General features: G+C 54.2%; 16 protein-coding genes. 11 read left to right on the forward strand and 5 right to left on the reverse strand.

Translation table 11 applies throughout. From position 1 onward, the window contains the following. Positions 1-40 precede the first annotated feature (40 nt). A complete protein-coding gene (locus tag AB8Q18_11470) occupies positions 41-1,426 on the reverse strand; it encodes an efflux transporter outer membrane subunit (protein ID XDZ50802.1) in 1,386 nt (461 codons plus the stop codon). A gap of 597 nt (positions 1,427-2,023) precedes the next feature. On the opposite strand from AB8Q18_11470, the gene AB8Q18_11475 reads away from it, so the two are divergent. From AB8Q18_11475 to dbpA, 7 genes are all read left to right on the forward strand, one after another. Further along, on the forward strand, positions 2,024-2,953 hold the full coding sequence (locus AB8Q18_11475) for a helix-turn-helix transcriptional regulator (protein ID XDZ50803.1): 930 nt from the start codon (positions 2,024-2,026) through the stop codon (positions 2,951-2,953). Positions 2,954-3,065: 112 nt separating this feature from the next. Further along, a complete protein-coding gene (locus AB8Q18_11480) occupies positions 3,066-5,201 on the forward strand; it encodes a TonB-dependent siderophore receptor (protein ID XDZ50804.1) in 2,136 nt (711 codons plus the stop codon). After that, complete coding sequence (locus AB8Q18_11485) at positions 5,201-5,464, forward strand: hypothetical protein (protein ID XDZ50805.1); 264 nt, start codon at positions 5,201-5,203, stop codon at positions 5,462-5,464. Before AB8Q18_11480 ends, AB8Q18_11485 begins: the two co-directional genes overlap by 1 nt. Before the next feature lie 9 nt (positions 5,465-5,473). Continuing rightward, entirely contained in the window at positions 5,474-6,955 is a 1,482-nt protein-coding gene (locus AB8Q18_11490) for a PepSY-associated TM helix domain-containing protein (protein XDZ50806.1), read from the forward strand. Between the two features lie 11 nt (positions 6,956-6,966). Continuing rightward, complete coding sequence (locus tag AB8Q18_11495) at positions 6,967-7,401, forward strand: cupin domain-containing protein (GenBank protein XDZ50807.1); 435 nt, start codon at positions 6,967-6,969, stop codon at positions 7,399-7,401. Then, positions 7,398-8,600: a RhtX/FptX family siderophore transporter gene (locus AB8Q18_11500; GenBank protein ID XDZ50808.1), complete on the forward strand. Its 1,203-nt coding sequence runs from the start codon at positions 7,398-7,400 to the stop codon at positions 8,598-8,600. Before AB8Q18_11495 ends, AB8Q18_11500 begins: the two co-directional genes overlap by 4 nt. A gap of 151 nt (positions 8,601-8,751) precedes the next feature. Next, positions 8,752-10,143 carry an ATP-dependent RNA helicase DbpA gene (gene dbpA, locus AB8Q18_11505; GenBank protein XDZ50809.1) on the forward strand — a complete coding sequence of 464 codons (1,392 nt, stop codon included), beginning with the start codon at positions 8,752-8,754 and terminating at the stop codon, positions 10,141-10,143. Positions 10,144-10,203: 60 nt separating this feature from the next. On the opposite strand, the gene ykgO is transcribed toward dbpA, so the two are convergent. Both ykgO and AB8Q18_11515 read right to left on the reverse strand, forming a co-directional pair. Next, positions 10,204-10,329, reverse strand: a complete 126-nt coding sequence (gene ykgO / locus AB8Q18_11510; protein XDZ50810.1) for a type B 50S ribosomal protein L36 — start codon at positions 10,327-10,329, stop codon at positions 10,204-10,206. Between the two features lie 3 nt (positions 10,330-10,332). Continuing rightward, positions 10,333-10,602, reverse strand: coding sequence for a type B 50S ribosomal protein L31 (locus AB8Q18_11515; GenBank protein ID XDZ50811.1), 270 nt, complete (start codon positions 10,600-10,602; stop codon positions 10,333-10,335). A 209-nt stretch (positions 10,603-10,811) separates the two neighbouring features. On the opposite strand from AB8Q18_11515, the gene AB8Q18_11520 reads away from it, so the two are divergent. From AB8Q18_11520 to AB8Q18_11535, 4 genes are all read left to right on the forward strand, one after another. Continuing rightward, positions 10,812-11,276 carry a GNAT family N-acetyltransferase gene (locus tag AB8Q18_11520; protein XDZ50812.1) on the forward strand — a complete coding sequence of 155 codons (465 nt, stop codon included), beginning with the start codon at positions 10,812-10,814 and terminating at the stop codon, positions 11,274-11,276. Continuing rightward, positions 11,273-12,346, forward strand: a complete 1,074-nt coding sequence (gene dinB / locus AB8Q18_11525) for a DNA polymerase IV (GenBank protein XDZ50813.1) — start codon at positions 11,273-11,275, stop codon at positions 12,344-12,346. Before AB8Q18_11520 ends, dinB begins: the two co-directional genes overlap by 4 nt. A 91-nt stretch (positions 12,347-12,437) precedes the next feature. Further along, on the forward strand, positions 12,438-13,382 hold the full coding sequence (locus tag AB8Q18_11530) for a hypothetical protein (GenBank protein XDZ50814.1): 945 nt from the start codon (positions 12,438-12,440) through the stop codon (positions 13,380-13,382). Between the two features lie 155 nt (positions 13,383-13,537). Beyond that, complete coding sequence (locus AB8Q18_11535) at positions 13,538-14,230, forward strand: Bax inhibitor-1 family protein (GenBank protein ID XDZ52927.1); 693 nt, start codon at positions 13,538-13,540, stop codon at positions 14,228-14,230. Between the two features lie 129 nt (positions 14,231-14,359). On the opposite strand, the gene AB8Q18_11540 is transcribed toward AB8Q18_11535, so the two are convergent. Next, positions 14,360-14,869, reverse strand: a complete 510-nt coding sequence (locus AB8Q18_11540; GenBank protein ID XDZ50815.1) for a disulfide bond formation protein B — start codon at positions 14,867-14,869, stop codon at positions 14,360-14,362. A 111-nt stretch (positions 14,870-14,980) separates the two neighbouring features. Next, a complete protein-coding gene (gene pmbA / locus AB8Q18_11545; GenBank protein ID XDZ50816.1) occupies positions 14,981-16,315 on the reverse strand; it encodes a metalloprotease PmbA in 1,335 nt (444 codons plus the stop codon). Between the last annotated feature and the right edge of the window lie 7 nt (positions 16,316-16,322).

Here is a 16,322-nt window from a genome sequence, read left to right on the forward strand (position 1 = left end):
CGACCATTAAGTAATAATAAAGGGATGGGCTAGAACGGGTTTAACCGCCACCCAGCGCCAAATACAGAGCAATTTTTGCCGACATCAGGTCACGCTTGACCTGCACCAGCTGCTGCTCGGCCGACAGCAGATTACGCTGTGCGTCCAGCACCGACAGAAAATTCACCGCACCATAGTCGTAGCTCATTTGCGCCAAACGAGCCGTTTCAGCTTGAGCCGCTAAGGCCTGACCCTGAATGGTGATTTGGTTTTGCTGCCATTTAATATTATTGAGACCGTCCGACACCTCTCTAAACGCCTGTTGGATGGTTTTTTCATACTCGGCCACGGCCATGTCTTTGCGCACTTCAGCCAAATCAACGTTGGCGCGCAGTCGCCCACCGTGGAAAATCGGAATCGATAATGACGGCATGAACGACCACGCCTGGCTACCCGAGTCAAACAGACCATTTAGATCAGCACTGGCGCTGCCAAACTGACCGGTTAAAGCCAAGCGAGGGAAGAAAGCCGCGCGCGCAGCGCCAATATTGGCATTGGCGCCCTGTAGCCGATATTCAGCCGCAATGATGTCGGGACGACGCGTGAGTAGATTTGACGGCAAGCCCACCGGCACCGCGCTGGGCACCCCCGTCATGCTGAAACGAGCTTGAGTTGGCAAAGCGGTATCCGCCCCCACCAGCACATGCAGCGCCTGAATGTGCGCATCGCGCTGCTGCTGTAGCTGGCTATGTAAGGCTTGCGCCTGAGCCAACAAGGTTTGCACCTGGGTTAAGTCCATCTTCGAGCCAGACCCAACCTGATAGCGTCGGGTAAAAATACGCACCGACTCTTGATGGGTGGCGATGGCCTTGGCGGCCAGATCAATGCGCTCATTCAGCGCACTCAAACCATAATAAGCCTCTGCCACTTGGCCAATGAGGCTGATGGTGACCGCCTGCTGATTAGCCTCTGAGGCCAAGTACTGCGCTAAAGCGGCCTGATTGAGGCTGCGAATACGCCCCCAAAAATCCACTTCCCAGCTACTCAGGCCAACGCCGGCATTGTATTGACTGCTGTACTGCGTCTGGCCGCTTAAATTCAAATCGCCAGGCACACGCTGGCGTTGGCCACCGCCAGCCAAATCAAACTGCGGCAGCGACTCAGCACGCTGGATGCCATAAGCCGCTCGGGCTTCAGCCACACGCAATACCGCTAACCGTAAGTCACGGTTATGGCTTAAGCCGGCCTGAATTAACGTTTGTAACGCTGGGTCGGTAAAATAGTTTTGCCACGCCATCAGCTGTGGGTCGATCTCGGCCGCACCGGCTTTAACACCAGCGTATTGGTCGGGCACGGGAAGTTCTGGCGCCCGATATTCTGGCGCCATCGACGCACAACCAACCAGCAACAAAGCCATCGCAATGGCGCCTGTTTCCTTAAGTCGCATAAATGGGCTCTTTATAAATAATGATTCACTAATCAAAACAAGCGCTGCTGTTGCGGAACAGCCCAACCTTCGGCCCACCCCGCATAAGCCATTCGCATCTCGCAAACCGTAACACGGCTGTTTTTTAAAGTAAATATTTAAAAAATAACCGCTATCAAAACCCATCCTGATTTAGCGTACACAAGATGATTAATCGCCACGGCAGACAGAGGGCTCACAGAACAAGCTCGTGAATAAGGCACTCGTTTACTGAATCTAACACTGTTAGATTGGCTCAAAAAAATGCCCTCGTCAATCACCGACAAGGCTCTGTTTGAGCTGGCTCAACCTCCCCGCCCTTAAGGGTTTACAAACCTTCCAAACCAGTAACAGCTTCATAAAAAACAAAAGCTAATTCGAACTATTCGTTTCACCTTAAAATCAACGAATGTTTGCCCAAAATATGTTGTAAATAGGCCTCAACCAAGGTCTGGCTGAACAGTGAGCTCACCCTGTCAAATAAGCCTGCTTTAATCCCAACGACAGGCCACAATCTGCCCAACGTTTAATCACGCCTCAAAAGCCGATGCCAAAAAAAGCTTTGCCAATCATTCAGTAATGATTATCATTAACAATCATAACTTAACCAACCTTATCGATGTCGATGCCCACATCCGCCTTAACGCCATGACCCAAACCCATCAATCCCACTGGCAGCTTAACGACATGCCCACCAGCATGCAGCTCAGCGGTGGCACCCTAAGCCTGCCCCATAGCCAAACCCATTATGAAGAAGAGCACCCTGGCCTTAAGCTGATCTTGCTGTTAGAAGGACAGGTTAGCTATCAACTCGGTGGCAACCAACAGGTCAGCATGCAGGGGCCTTCCTGCCACCTCAGCCATTCCGAAACCCCATTCACCGTCGCCCATCAGTACGGCGAAACCCATCGGCTTAATTATGTCTCCATACGGCTCCCACATGAAGACAATCAGGCTCTGTTTGACGACTTGGTCTCCCCCCTATTACAGCAGCACCAGCACAGCAGTAAACACCCGCTGATTTTAGACAATCCAGCCTCTAAAGCCGTGCTGAGCATTGGCCGCCAAATGCTGCTGTGCCCAAACGAATCGCCTTTACAGCGGCTATTCTTATACGGCAAAGCCTTAGAATTAATGGCCAACGCCTTCAGCAGCTTTAAAAGCCACAGTCATCACGACGCACATATCAGTCTCAATACGGCCGACACCAAGCGTTTTCACGAAGTTAAGGCCTTACTCCAAGAACGGCTTAGCCACCCACCTAAACTGAGTGAACTGGCTCAATTTGCGGGCATGAACGTCAGCAAGCTCACCTTTGGCTTTAAGCAATTGTTTGGCCTAAGCGTGTACGATTTTATTCGCCAACAGCGCCTCGAGATGGCCTACCACATGCTGGTGACCCAACAAATGAGCATTGGCGACGTAGCCCATGCCTGCGGCTACACCGATTCGCATTTCAGCAAGGTATTCAAACAACGATTTGGTTGCCTACCCAGCCAAATTCGCTGATCAAGACACACGCAATCGCCAAAAAAACTGCCGCAATCGCTAATCCCCTCTGACCCACCCCGCTTAGAATGTAATGAGATTAATTATCATTACAACACACACGGGGCGTTACATGTCACACACATCATCTTCAGCGAAGGCTGCGGCTATAGCCTATTGGGCTCGTCGTCAAACTCATCTAGCCTACCTCATCCCACTACTGTTCAGCCACGGTATCGCACAAGCAGCCGCCGATGCCGACAGCGCGGAACTGGCGCCAATCGTGGTAACTGGCAGCCACAGCAAGGCCGCTAAGCTATTAAAAATGCCGCAGGCGCTCAAAGACACGCCACAATCGGTCAGCATCACCACCCAAAAGCAAATGCAGGAACAAAACCTACGCACCCTCGAAGACGTCATGCAGCAATCGGCCGGGGTTACGGTGCAGCCGTTTCAGCTACTGACCACAGGCTATTACGCCCGCGGCTTTAAAATTGACTCGTTCTCGCAAGACGGCGTGCCCGTGCTGATGGGCAATACCGGCGCACCGCCACAAGACATGGCCATGTATGAGCAAGTGGAAATTCTGCGCGGCGCCAACGGCTTGCTGCAAGGCACGGGCAACCCCGCCGCAACGGTAAACTTAGTCCCCAAAAAACCACCGCATCAATTCGCCCTCAGCGGCTCCTTAAGCGCTGGGCGATGGCAACACTACGGTGGCGACATCGACGTCGGCGGTCCGCTGAACGCCAGCAAAAGCTGGCGCGGCCGAGCCGTCATCAGCCACAACGACCAAGATTTTTTCTACGATGTGGCCAAGCAAAAGTCCACCCACTTCTACGCCATCACCGAAGTCGATGTGGGCGAGCAAACCACCCTCAATGTCGGTGCCAGCCAGCAGCGCATCCGTTCGGTCACCAATATGGCTGGCGTACCTTTTTATAGCGACGGCAGCGACATAGGCTTGCCGCGCCATACTTATCTAGATGCCGCTTGGGATCGCTTTGATTGGGACACCACCCGCGTGTTCGCAGGTGTAGAGCATCAGTTTGACAACGACTGGCGCCTACAGGTAAACGCCAATCATATGAAAGGCGACTGGGCCCTAGACTATGCGGGTGCGATGGGGGCAGTAGACAAAGAAACGGGAAAAGGCATGAAGCTCACCGGCGGTGCCTACGAGTTTGAAAACAAGCAAAACAGCCTTGATGCATATGCCACAGGACCGTTCAGCCTATTTGGCCGCCAACACGAACTCATGCTGGGTGGGCAATATCAGCGCACCGAAACCGAACAGTTTTCAGCTCCGTTCCTGAGCGACATCAGCGTGCCCGTTGACCCTTGGCACTGGAACCCACACAGCATAGCCAAACCAGAAATCGGCGCCTACAGCTCGCGCGGCCCCACTAAAACCACCCAATCTGGCCTATACGCCATGGGCCGTTTTAGCGTCACCGATCCGCTGAAACTGATCGTGGGCGGACGCTTCAGCCGCTGGCAACAAGAGACCGCCAGCGCCACCGCCAAGCTTAATAATGAATTCACCCCCTATGCAGGCTTGGTGTATCAGCTAACGCCACAATGGTCGGCCTACGTCAGCTATGCCGAAGTGTTCCAACCGCAAACCCAAATGACTTGGGGCGGCGATATTCTCTCCCCAGTTAAAGGCAAAAACCACGAGGCTGGACTAAAAGGGGAGCTGTTTGACGGCCAGCTAAACGTGTCGGCAGCGCTCTACCAAATTCGCCAACAAAACCGAGCGCAACAAGACCCTGACCATCCTTGCGCCGGCCCTGTTTGCTATTACGTTGCCAGCGGCGAAGTGAAAAGCCAGGGCTTTGAAGCCGAAGCCAACGGCCAAATCAACCGCGACCTCAGCGTATCGGCCAGCTACAGCTACAACAGCACCAAATACGTGACCGACGCCAAGGCCAGCGGCCAGCCGTTTGCCAAATTTGCGCCCAAGCACATTGCCCGCCTGTGGGGTAATTACACCCTGCCTTGGCATGAGCGCCGCATCAGCGTAGGCCTAGGCCTACAGGCACAAAGTGACTTCTCGGTAGAGTCTGGCGGCGTAACCCTACGCCAAGCAGGCTATACCTTAGTCAATGCGCGCATCGGCTATCAGATCAACAAACAGCTTTCGGCCGCTCTCAACGTCAACAACGTCTTTGACAAGCATTATTACCAAAGCCTGTCTGGCCCTGCTTGGAACAATCGCTACGGTGAACCTTTAAGCGCCATGCTCACCCTCAGAGCCAAATACTGATGCTGTGGCTCGGTAAACTCTCAGCCGCCCTTATAGGCGGCAGTGCCGCCAGCATCGCCACTGCCGTCGCTTTGGTGCGCCACTATCCCGACCTCGATGCCCTCAATCGGCTGTACGCCGGCCTTTTTGGCGGCGTTTTTCTGGCTGGCGCGCTGTGGTTTGCCTGCCTCTTGGCCCACAACGGTGCCCAAGCCTGGCGCCGTGTGCTGTGGCCGCTGGGCCTAGCCCTTTTGGCTTTGGCCTGCGGCCCTATTTTGGCATAAGGACACCTCATGCAATCCCATATTCGCCGTTTCTTGTTCACCAGCCACTCTTGGGCCGCTATTCTGTTCAGCAGCCTATTGCTGCTGATCTGCCTAAGCGGCTGCTGGGCGGTTTTGAACGATGAACTCACCCACTGGGCCAACCCCAACCGAGTGGCGGCCCAAACCGTTCAGGCCGCCGACCTCGATCGGCTGCCCGCTTTGGCACAGGCTCATGGCCTAGACCCAAACCATCTCACCATCACCTTACCCAGCTCTAGCCAGCCCACTTTACGTCTGAGCACCGCAGGGCGAGGCCAAACCATGCCTACGGTGATCTTGCAGCCACACACGCTCACCCCAGTAGCAACGCCGTCACACACCGCCATCAACCTAGTGACCGATCTACACAAGCACCTTTTTCTCGGCTTTCCTGGGCGGGTACTGGTCAGCCTATTCGGGCTGGTCCTCAGCATTTTACTGATCGGTGGTTTCGCCATGCATCTGCATCGTTGGCGCCAAACCTTACCCCTACGGCGCCATAAACCCGCCGCCACCCTTAGCGCTGACGTGCATAAGCTGGTGGGTTTTGGCCTTTTCCCCCTCTTGCTGGTCATCGCCTTATCTGGCCTATTCTCAGGCCTAGGCGCTCTGGGCACGATGACGCTCTCTGGCCAAGCGTTTCAAGGGGGCATGCCGGCCGCCATGGCCGCACTCATGCCTCAAGCGCCACTGCTGCCACCGCCCACCCCCGAAACCAAGCCGCTACCTCTGTCGCAGCTATGGCAACAACACCAGCAAGCTTGGCCACACCGTTCGGTACACAGCCTCACCCTCAGTGATTGGCACGGGCCCAACGCCCGTTTAAGCGTGACCACTAGCCAAGCTTGGTCCTTCAGCACTCCCTTATTTGAACAAGACCACTATCGTCGTGATGGCCAACTCATGCGCCACGACAGCGCCGCTCAGCAAGGCCTATGGACGCAAGCTTTTGTGGCCATTCAGCCACTGCACTATGCGCAATATGGCGGTGATTTCAGCAAAGGCCTACATCTATTCGGCGGCTTGGCCACCGTTGTCCTGACGCTCACCGGTACCGTTATGTGGCTAGCGCGACAACATCGCCGCGGGCGGCCCACCCATGGCCTGCAATGGCTCACTCTCAGCCTTGGCGGTGGGCTATTCATGGCCATGTGTCTGTTATTGCTCAGTGCGGCGCCTGCACCCTATCTGCATCTAAGTGGACGCGCCCACAGCGCTCTGTTTTGGGGCTGCTGGCTTAGCATTTGCCTACTGGCCGCTTGGCCCACTATGCGCCGCCTTTGCCTCTGGCTGCTGCCGCTCTTCGGCGGGCTCATGCTCATCGCCGCAAGCTTGGCACATGCACTAATGGCCTATGTCTATGGCCTCGTCCCCACGCTATGGCTAGATGCTTTACTGCTCTTGGCCGGTAGTCTGGCTTGCGCCTGCGCCGCCCTGATTTTTTCTAAACGCCCTCATCCGCGTTCTTAACTAGGATTGTTATGACTGCCCTTACCCCCTCAACATCATTTAGCCTCACCGACCATTTAGTCGCGCTCAACGCTCAAGACTTTAGCGCCCGCCAGCAAGACATGGCCCAAAAAAGCCGCAGCGATGCGGACTGGTTAATTGGCATAAAAGCCTTTAAAACCACGCTATCCGTCCACGGTGACTATTGGGAGCGACACCCTAAAGGCGATGAAACCTTATGCTTATTAGAAGGTGCATTGAATCTGATTTTATTCAATGCCCAAACCGCTACGGAACACACCGTCCCCCTAGCCGCCGGCCATGCCTTTATTGTGCCGCAAGGCACTTGGCATAGGCTCAGCGTACAAACGCCAGGCCGCCTCTTGTTCATCACCCCCGTGGTCGGCAGCGAACACGCCAAAGTCGGCAGCATCGAACCCCATCAACCACAGCAGGCCCAATCATGACCCAAATCCACTCCCCCAAACTCTGGCTGATGATCGGCCTCCTCTACCTCACTCAAGGCATGCCGCTGGGCCTGGCCATGGACGCCCTCCCCACCCTATTACGCAGCCAAGGTGCTTCATTGGCCCAGCTGGTGTGGCTGCCCTTAGTTGGCCTGCCCTGGGTGCTAAAATTTCTTTGGGCCAGCCGCATCGACAATCATTACCACCCACAAATAGGCCGTCGCCGCAGCTGGCTCATCCCCATGCAAAGCATTGTGCTGGTGTGCTTTAGCTTGGCGGCATTGGTTGGCATTCGGGCTGAAACCACGCTGTGGATCATGGCTTTGGCTGCCGTGGGCTCGTTTGCCAGCGCCACCCAAGACATTGCTACCGATGGCCTCAGCGCCGAGCTTTTCAGCGGCAAAAATTTAGCCCGCGCCAACGCATTGCAGGTGGGCGGCACCATGGTGGGATTTTTCTTGGGCGGTCCGGGCACCCTCATGCTGATGGGTCATTTCGGCCAACACATCGGCCTCATGACACCGGCCCTCATCGTTGCCGTCAGCTTAGTGTTGCTGTTACGCTGGCGTGAAACCTCCGTCACACACCCCGCAAACAGCCCAGCCCAACCGGCTAGCCTAGCGGGCTTCATCAAACGCCCTGGCGCACCCGCCTTACTCGGCGTGGCCGGTCTGTCAGCCGTGGCCATGGTGGCTGGCTACGGCCTGTCTAAACTGCTGTTGGTCGATGCGGGCTGGGCGGTTGAGCGCATTGGTCAGGTCGGTATGCTCGGCGGCATGATGACGGTGCTGCTAGGTTGCGGCGGTGGCGCCTGGCTGGTTGGGCGCTACGGCTCGATCAAGATTTTCACCCTTGGCCTGAGCGCGGCCATCATCGCCTGCTGCTTATGGCTCTACGGCATTCGACTCGGCGCCAACATCCCTACCACTCTAGTATGGAGCGCGACCTTGTTGAGCTGCTTTGGCGCAGGCTCCGCGTCCGTGGCCCTGATGACTCGAGCCATGCAGTTTGCCCAACAAGGCCAGCAGGCCGGTACCGACATGACCGCCGTCCAAAGCACGCGCGACCTAGGTGAAATCACCATGTCCTCATCACTGATGGCTCTCGCCGCCAGCTTCGGCTACGGCGGCAGCTTCATGGTCGGCATTGTCTGCGCCCTCATCGCCATCGGCCTCATGGCGCGACTGCGGTCAAGATAAGCGTTACCGCCACAAAAATCAGCCAATCGTCGCCAGCGATTGGCTTTTTCTGTTGTAAAAACAAGAATTAACTGGATCATCATTGGCTTTTTAAGATGAAATTCAGTATATTCACCCCCTTATCTATCTGATCACCAAAGAAGAATCTGCTGTGGCTACTTTATTTTCTGAACTTCCCATCCCTGCCGCCCAATTGGCCAACCTCACCGAACTTGGCTACCTTGAAATGACGCCGATTCAGGCGCAAGCATTGCCCCACATTTTAAAAGGCAAAGACGTTTTAGGCCGCGCCCAAACCGGCAGCGGTAAGACCGCCGCCTTCGGCATTGGCCTCTTAAGCAAAATCAACCCTGAACTCTTCAGCACCCAAGCCTTGGTGCTATGCCCTACCCGTGAGTTGGCCGACCAAGTGAGTAAAGAACTACGCCGCTTAGCACGCTACATGCCCAATGTGAAAATTTTAAGCCTGTGCGGCGGCCAACCGATTGCGGCTCAGGTCACTTCTTTAGCACATGCCCCGCACATTGCCGTGGGCACGCCTGGGCGCATCTTGGATCACTTAGAACGAGACAGCCTGTCGCTAAGCGACACCAAAGTCGTGGTTTTAGACGAAGGCGACCGCATGTTAGACATGGGCTTTGCCGACGAAATGGACGCCATCATTCCTTTTTTACCCAGCCCACGCCAAACCTTGATGTTCTCGGCCACCTACCCTGAAGACATCGAAGCAATTAGCCAGTTAATCCAAACCGACCCGCTGATGATCACCATTGATGAACGCAGCCAACGCCTGCACATCGAACAATACATGGTCGAGCTTGAAAAAAATCAACGCTTAGAACTGGTGGCACAGCTCTTATCGAAACACCAGCCCGAATCCTGCGTGGTGTTTTGCAACACCAAAAGCGACTGCCAAAAAGTAGAGGCCCACCTGAACCAACGTAATATGGATGCCCTCGCCCTACACGGTGACCTAGAGCAGCGTGACCGTGACCAAGTATTGCTGCGCTTTGCCAACCACAGCTGCCGCGTTTTGGTCGCCACCGACGTGGCCGCCCGCGGTTTGGACATTCCCAACCTCGCGATGGTGATCAACTATGAGCTGGCCCACGACCCAGAAATTTACGTGCACCGCATTGGCCGTACTGGCCGCGCAGGTGAAAAAGGCCTGGCCGTCTCGTTTGTGACCCCGGCCGAGATGAATCGCGCCCTAGCGGTTGAAGCCTATATGGAACGCCCCACCCAGTGGGTCGACAAATACACTTTTGCCGACGTCAAACGCGCCCAGCTCAGAGCGCCCATGGCCACATTGTGTATTGATGGCGGCAAAAAAGACAAAATCCGCGCCGGCGATATTTTGGGAGCACTGACCAACGGCGAAGAGGCCTTAAGCGGTGACGAAGTCGGCAAGATCGACGTCTACCCGATGCACGTTTACGTCGCCGTCACCCGCAGCAGCGCCGACCGCGCCATCAAGCGCATCCGCGCCGGCAAGATTAAAGGCAAAACCTGCCGCGTACGGGTATTAACCGAACGTCTATAACACCACACCAACCCCAAACAGGCCTCTGGATTACCAGAGGCCTGTTGTTTTTCATCACCCTTAACCCTGACGGGCCTTAAAGCGCGGATTGCTTTTACAGATCACATACACTTTACCTTTACGGCGCACCAGACGACAGTCACGATGGCGCAGCTTGGCGCTTTTTAACGAAGACAATACTTGCATCACTTAATCCCTTTTTAATTTGTTTAATATGGCTTTATAACGCTGATTAAATTGGCTAACGCGGCCTTCATTCACATATTCACGCTGCTTCCCGGTATAGGCAGGGTGCGACGCCGATGAGGTGTCCAACTTATATACGGGATAATCCTGGCCATCGCGCCAGCGCATGGTTTCCGTCGTACGGGCGCACGACCGAATCAGCCAGCCTTCACCCACACCGGTGTCGTAGAATAAAACGGTGCGGTAATTTTCAGGATGTGTATTAGGTTTCATCATTAAACCTTTCAAAACGTTATGGTATAACATAATACATAATAAATAACGGTTTGCCAACCGAATCACGCGTAGATTCAATCGTCTAAATACCCATTCAATAGATACCTCACCCGCGCCTCTTGTCCCAAAGCCCGTCCACATCAGACATTTAGCCACCAGAAGCCGATTTTGTTATCATAGGCTTTTAGCCCGCTTGCTGATCCGCCATGACGTCTACCCTTCGTATGATTCCAGCGCACGAACCGCTGCCCCTAGCCTTATTGCTGTTGGCCAACCCTTCTGTTGCGCTCATTGAAGCTGACTTAGTCGATGGTCATTGCTACGTGTTACACGATGATCAAGGCGCCCTCATTGGCGCCGCCATCTTACAGCGAGTGGCCACCGACACTCTGGAAATCAAGGCCATTGCCATCGCACCAGAACGTCAAGGCCAAGGCTGGGGTAAAATACTGCTGCAAGGCTTAATCGACAACGCACAACAGCAGGGCGCGCACACATTGTTTGTCGGCACGGCCAACTCTAGCCTAGACCAGCTGGGGTTTTATCAAAAAGGCGGCTTTCGCCTCAGCCACATTTTGCCCAATTATTTTTTAGATCATTACCCTGAACCCATTTTTGAAGCAGGCCTACAGGCCCTAGACATGATTTATTTAAAACTGTCGCTGACATGAGCCTGACCCGAAAAATCATCCACATCGACATGGATGCTTTTTATGCCTCGGTCGAGCTACGCGATGCGCCCCACCTTCGCGGCAAGCCAGTGGTCGTGGCTTGGGATGCGTCACGCTCGGTGATTTGCGCCGCCTCTTACGAAGCGCGCCAGTTTGGCCTACGCTCGGCGATGTCGGTTGGCCAAGCCAAAAAACTCTGCCCCCAGGCCATCTACATCCCGCCAAACTTTCACAAATACCGCGAAGTGTCGCAGCAGGTACAGGCTATTTTTAAGCAACACACCGACTTAATTGAGCCTTTATCCTTGGATGAGGCCTATCTCGACGTCACCCAGAACAAGCAGGGCTACGCCGTGGCCACTGAACTGGCCACCGTGATTCGCCAACAGATTTTTACTGCGACAGGCCTCACCGCCTCGGCCGGTATTGCGCCAAATAAATTCTTGGCTAAGATTGCCTCAGATTGGCGTAAGCCCAACGGCCAATTTGTCATCAAACCGCATCAAATTCAGGCTTTTTTACACACGCTGCCCTTAGATAAAGTCCCTGGCGTGGGCAAGGTCACCCTCACTAAGCTACACCAGCTCGGCTTTAAAATGGTCAGCGACCTACACGACGTCGACGTCGCCCAGCTCATGCACTATTTTGGCCGCTATGGTTTTCGCCTCCATCAACTGGCTCAAGGCATCGACCATCGGCCCGTTGAGGCCAATCAAATCCGCCAACAGATCTCCAAAGAAACCACGTTTAACGGTGATCTGACCCTGGCCGAAGCCGTTCAACACCTGCCAGCCCTTAGCCAAGACCTGTGGCGCAGCTGTGAAAGCAAGGCCATTTTTGGGCGCAGCCTCACCCTCAAGCTCAAGACCCATCAGTTTCAAAACATCACCCGCTCACTTACCTTTGATGACTACATCACCCAAGCCTCAGAGCTTAGCCAAGGCACCACACAATTATTGGCGCGCCTCGACCTCCCCGCCGATCAGCGCTACCGCCTCATCGGCTTAGGCATCAGCCTGTTTGCCGATAGCGACCATCCGCCTGAACCTTATCCGCTATTTGAAGACTAATCTGTCAAGGAAGCAGTCAAGCCTACCGTGTCTATGCTATGATTTTACGCATTAGGCTTATCTATTTACTTACTCTTGATAAAGGGTCGTTATGAAACTAAATTACTTAGTGGCCGCCTTAAGCGCCACCGTTCTGTTGGCCGCCTGTGGTGATCAAAAAGAACCCGCTACGCTCAACCTCAGCTGTGATTCTGAAGCCGCCCGCCTAGGCATTCAGCAGGCCGTCGAGCAAGAAATTCTAGACGGTTTGGCCAATAACCAAGCCACCGCCGGCCTATACGACCTCAACAAAGTCAAAGAAAACCTAGCCTCAACCCGTTTTGAATTGAATAACATCACTTCCGAAGCCAGCACCGATGCCAACATCACCACGTGTAAGGCACAAATCGGCTACAGTTTTGCCGCCTCCGTTATGCAGTTGGCCAAAGCCAACTACGAAGCCATGGGCCGCACCGACTACGAGCAATACCTCAACACCACGATGCAAGACACCGGCTTCAGCCAATCCGGCGGCACCTTAAACAAAGACATCAGCTACAGCCTCACCAAAACCGATGCGGCCCCTGAAGTGAAGGTCAACGGCGTGGCCGAGCTGTCTTCCATGCTGTCGTCTTCCTTACTGTTTGCCAGCGTCAACAACGACGCCCTGCACAAACCCAAAACCGAATCTGACGATCCGCTCTTGGACTTACTCAAAGAAAAAACCGATATGGACACCGGAGCCGCCGATGCGCCTGAAGGCAGCAGCACCGAAGCCTCGAACGACAGCGTCGACTTAAACAACGCCATTCGCCAAAACGCCAATGCGCGCGACAACTTAGATGCTTTATGGAAAGCCTTGCCCAACGAAGTCAAAGAGACCCTCAACACCGAGCAAAAAACCTGGACTCAATCTAAGGAGCGCGCCTGTCAATCAGCGGCCCAGCAAGGCAGTACGGCCGAAGCCCAAGAACAAAATCGCCTCAACTGTGAAACCAATCAGGTCTTGAAACGCATTAATTATTTAGACCAATACACCTTACCGAAAAACATGTAAGCTCCAAAAAAGCCCTTCCAACGAAGGGCTTTTTTATTCTGGCCACTCTGGCGCACTAAATTGCCCACGGCGGGTCACACAAGGATCAAACTCAGGTTATAATAAACCTTCATATTATTCACACTCATTAAGGATGACTCATGCAAGAACCACAAATGAGAGACTACACACAGGTTGGCGGCCAAAGCCAAAAATCTGCGTCTCAGGTATTGCTCAGCAAAACCTACGCCCTACTCGCAGTGGCCTTTGTGCCTTGCCTACTAGGGGCCTATCTGAGCGCCAGCACCGGCTTTTTATATTCCCTACTCAACGTCTTTAACAGCCGCTGGGTGTTCATCATCGCCTTTTTTGCCTTTTTCTACGGCATGGTGTTCATGATTGAAAAAAACCGCTACAGCAATGTCGGCATCGCCTTGTTCTTTGTCCTTACCTTTGGCATGGGCGCCCTCTTAGCCCCCACGCTGCAGGTCACATTGGGCATGTCTAACGGCAGTGAAATCATCATGCTGGCGGCCGGCCTCACCGCCGTTACCTTCTTCGCCATGACATTCTTGGCCCGCAGCAGCAAAATCAATATGTCGGCCGTGGGCAACTTCATGACCGTTGGCATCATCGTGGTCATGGTCGGCGTGGTCGCCAACCTTTTCTTACAGCTGCCCGCCTTAAGCCTCACCCTATCTGTGGGCTTTGTGATCATCAGCTCGCTGCTCATTATGTGGCAAACTCGCGCCATCATTGACGGCGGCGAAGACAGCTACATCAGCGCAGCCCTGACTTTATTTATCTCGTTGTACAACCTATTTGCCAACTTGATCCACATTTTGACTGCCTTAATGGGCAACGATTAAAGCCGGTCTAATCGCCTCATACCTGCCCACTTCGGTGGGCATTTTTACGCCTGATGCCTACGCTACATTCACGCAGCGCCCAATAAAATGGCCCGCATCAAGCGGGCCAGACAGTCAATCCATTCAAGCTTACTTTGCCGGACGGCTTTTAAACCAGCTGGCCCAAAGCCATACCAAGACCGCGGTAAAGAATAAGGCACTCCAAATCGGCAAGGGTACGCCCATAATGGGCTCAACCGAAGCACACTCACCCGAACCGCCTAAAACTTTGGCCACCATGTCGTTAAACGGCATGGTCTGTACCATAAAGTCTAAGCCCGGCCCGCAGGCAGGCACTTCCGCCGGCGGCAGATTTTGAATGTAAATATGCTGGGCCGCAATGCCTAAGCCCACCAAGGCAGCAATGCTGATCAAGCCATTACCCAATAAAGCCACGCAACGCTTAGGCGTCACAAACCCAATCAGCGCAAACAAGAGCGCCAAGGCCCCAACGGCCATTACCGCCACCCGTTGAAAAATACACAATGGGCACGGCTCCATATACAACACGTATTGTGCGTATAAGGCGCTGCCCATCACGATGGCGCTGAGTAGGAAAATACTCCACCAAACGGTTGATTGTGCAAAAACTCTGTTCATATTGATTCTTTCGCTCGTCATCGGCCCAAACCATTTGGGCCCGTACTGGTTAAGATTGACCACGGCCAAGGCATTTAGTTGTCATTGCCCGAAAAATAATTCCGTCAGTCCTTATTCCCCGGCGGCCACCGTCATATTGTCAATCAGCATAGAACCGACTCTATGGGCACCACGACGCAACACATCATCGGCCACACCGACTAGGTTGGCATACATTTCTTGCAGCTGGCCGGCAATCGTAATCTCTTCAACCGGATGCACAATCATGCCGTTCTCGACCCAAAAGCCCGCCGCCCCGCGAGAATAGTCGCCGGTCAACATGTTCACGCCCTGGCCCATCAACTCGGTCACCAACAGGCCGGTGCCCATTTCTTTAAGTAAACTAGCTAAATCAGGGTGGGTATGGTTTAAATGAAGGCTGTGGGCGCCGCCCGCATTCGCCGTGGTCGGCATGCCCAGCTTACGGCCTGAATAGCTACTCAAGAAATAGCCCATGATTTCGCCGTTTTTCACCACATCACGAGGCTGAGTGGCCACACCTTCCGCATCAAAATAGGTGCTACCAAAGCCTTTTTGCTCATGCGGTTGTTCTTGAATATTAACCCAGTCAGCCAATACCCGCTTGCCCAAGCTGTCCAATAAAAAACTGGCTTCGCGATACAGCGCGCCACCGCTTAAGGCTCCGACCAAATGGCTGATTAAGCTCAAAGCCACGGTGGACTCAAACACCACGGGGTAATGACCCGTTTTTATTTTACGCGCATCCAAACGACGTACCGTCCGCTGAGCGGCCTTGGCACCAATGGCCTCAATCGAATCCAAATCAGCCGCACTACGCGCCACGTCATACCAATAGTCGCGCTGCATGCCGCCGCTGGTTTCCTTAGCCACCACCGAACAAGAAACGCTGTGGCGGCTGGTGCGGGCGCCGGCCATAAAGCCATGGCTATTACCGTACACATATTGATAATGGTTGGCGTTGACTGCCGCACCATCAGAATTGCTCACCCGCTCATCAAACGCTTGTGCGGCCGCTTCACAGCCCTGAGCCAGCGTGATCGCCTCTTCCACCGACACATCCCACGGATGGTATAAATCCAGATCAGGCACGTGGGTCGCCATCAGTGCCGCATCGGCTAGACCAGCAAACTCATCTTCGGCCGTGTATTTAGCAATATTCAACGCCGCCTTGACCGTGGCCGTCACCGCCGCATCCGAAAAGTCAGCCGTGCTGGCGAAGCCTTTCTTCTGGCCGATGTAGACCGTCACCCCCAAACCCTTATCTTGCTGATACTCGATTTGATCGACCGACTGTAGCCGTACGCTGACCGACTGACCGTGTCCTTCGCTGACGTCGACATCGGCCGCCGTCGCCCCACCCGCCCGGGCTTGATCCAAAACACTTTGGGTCAAGTCGTGTAATTGATTCTCTGTGTAATGAAACATAGCGCTC

The sequence above is a fragment of the Neisseriaceae bacterium CLB008 genome (assembly GCA_041228285.1).
Taxonomy (GTDB): Bacteria; Pseudomonadota; Gammaproteobacteria; order Burkholderiales; family Neisseriaceae; genus JAGNPU01.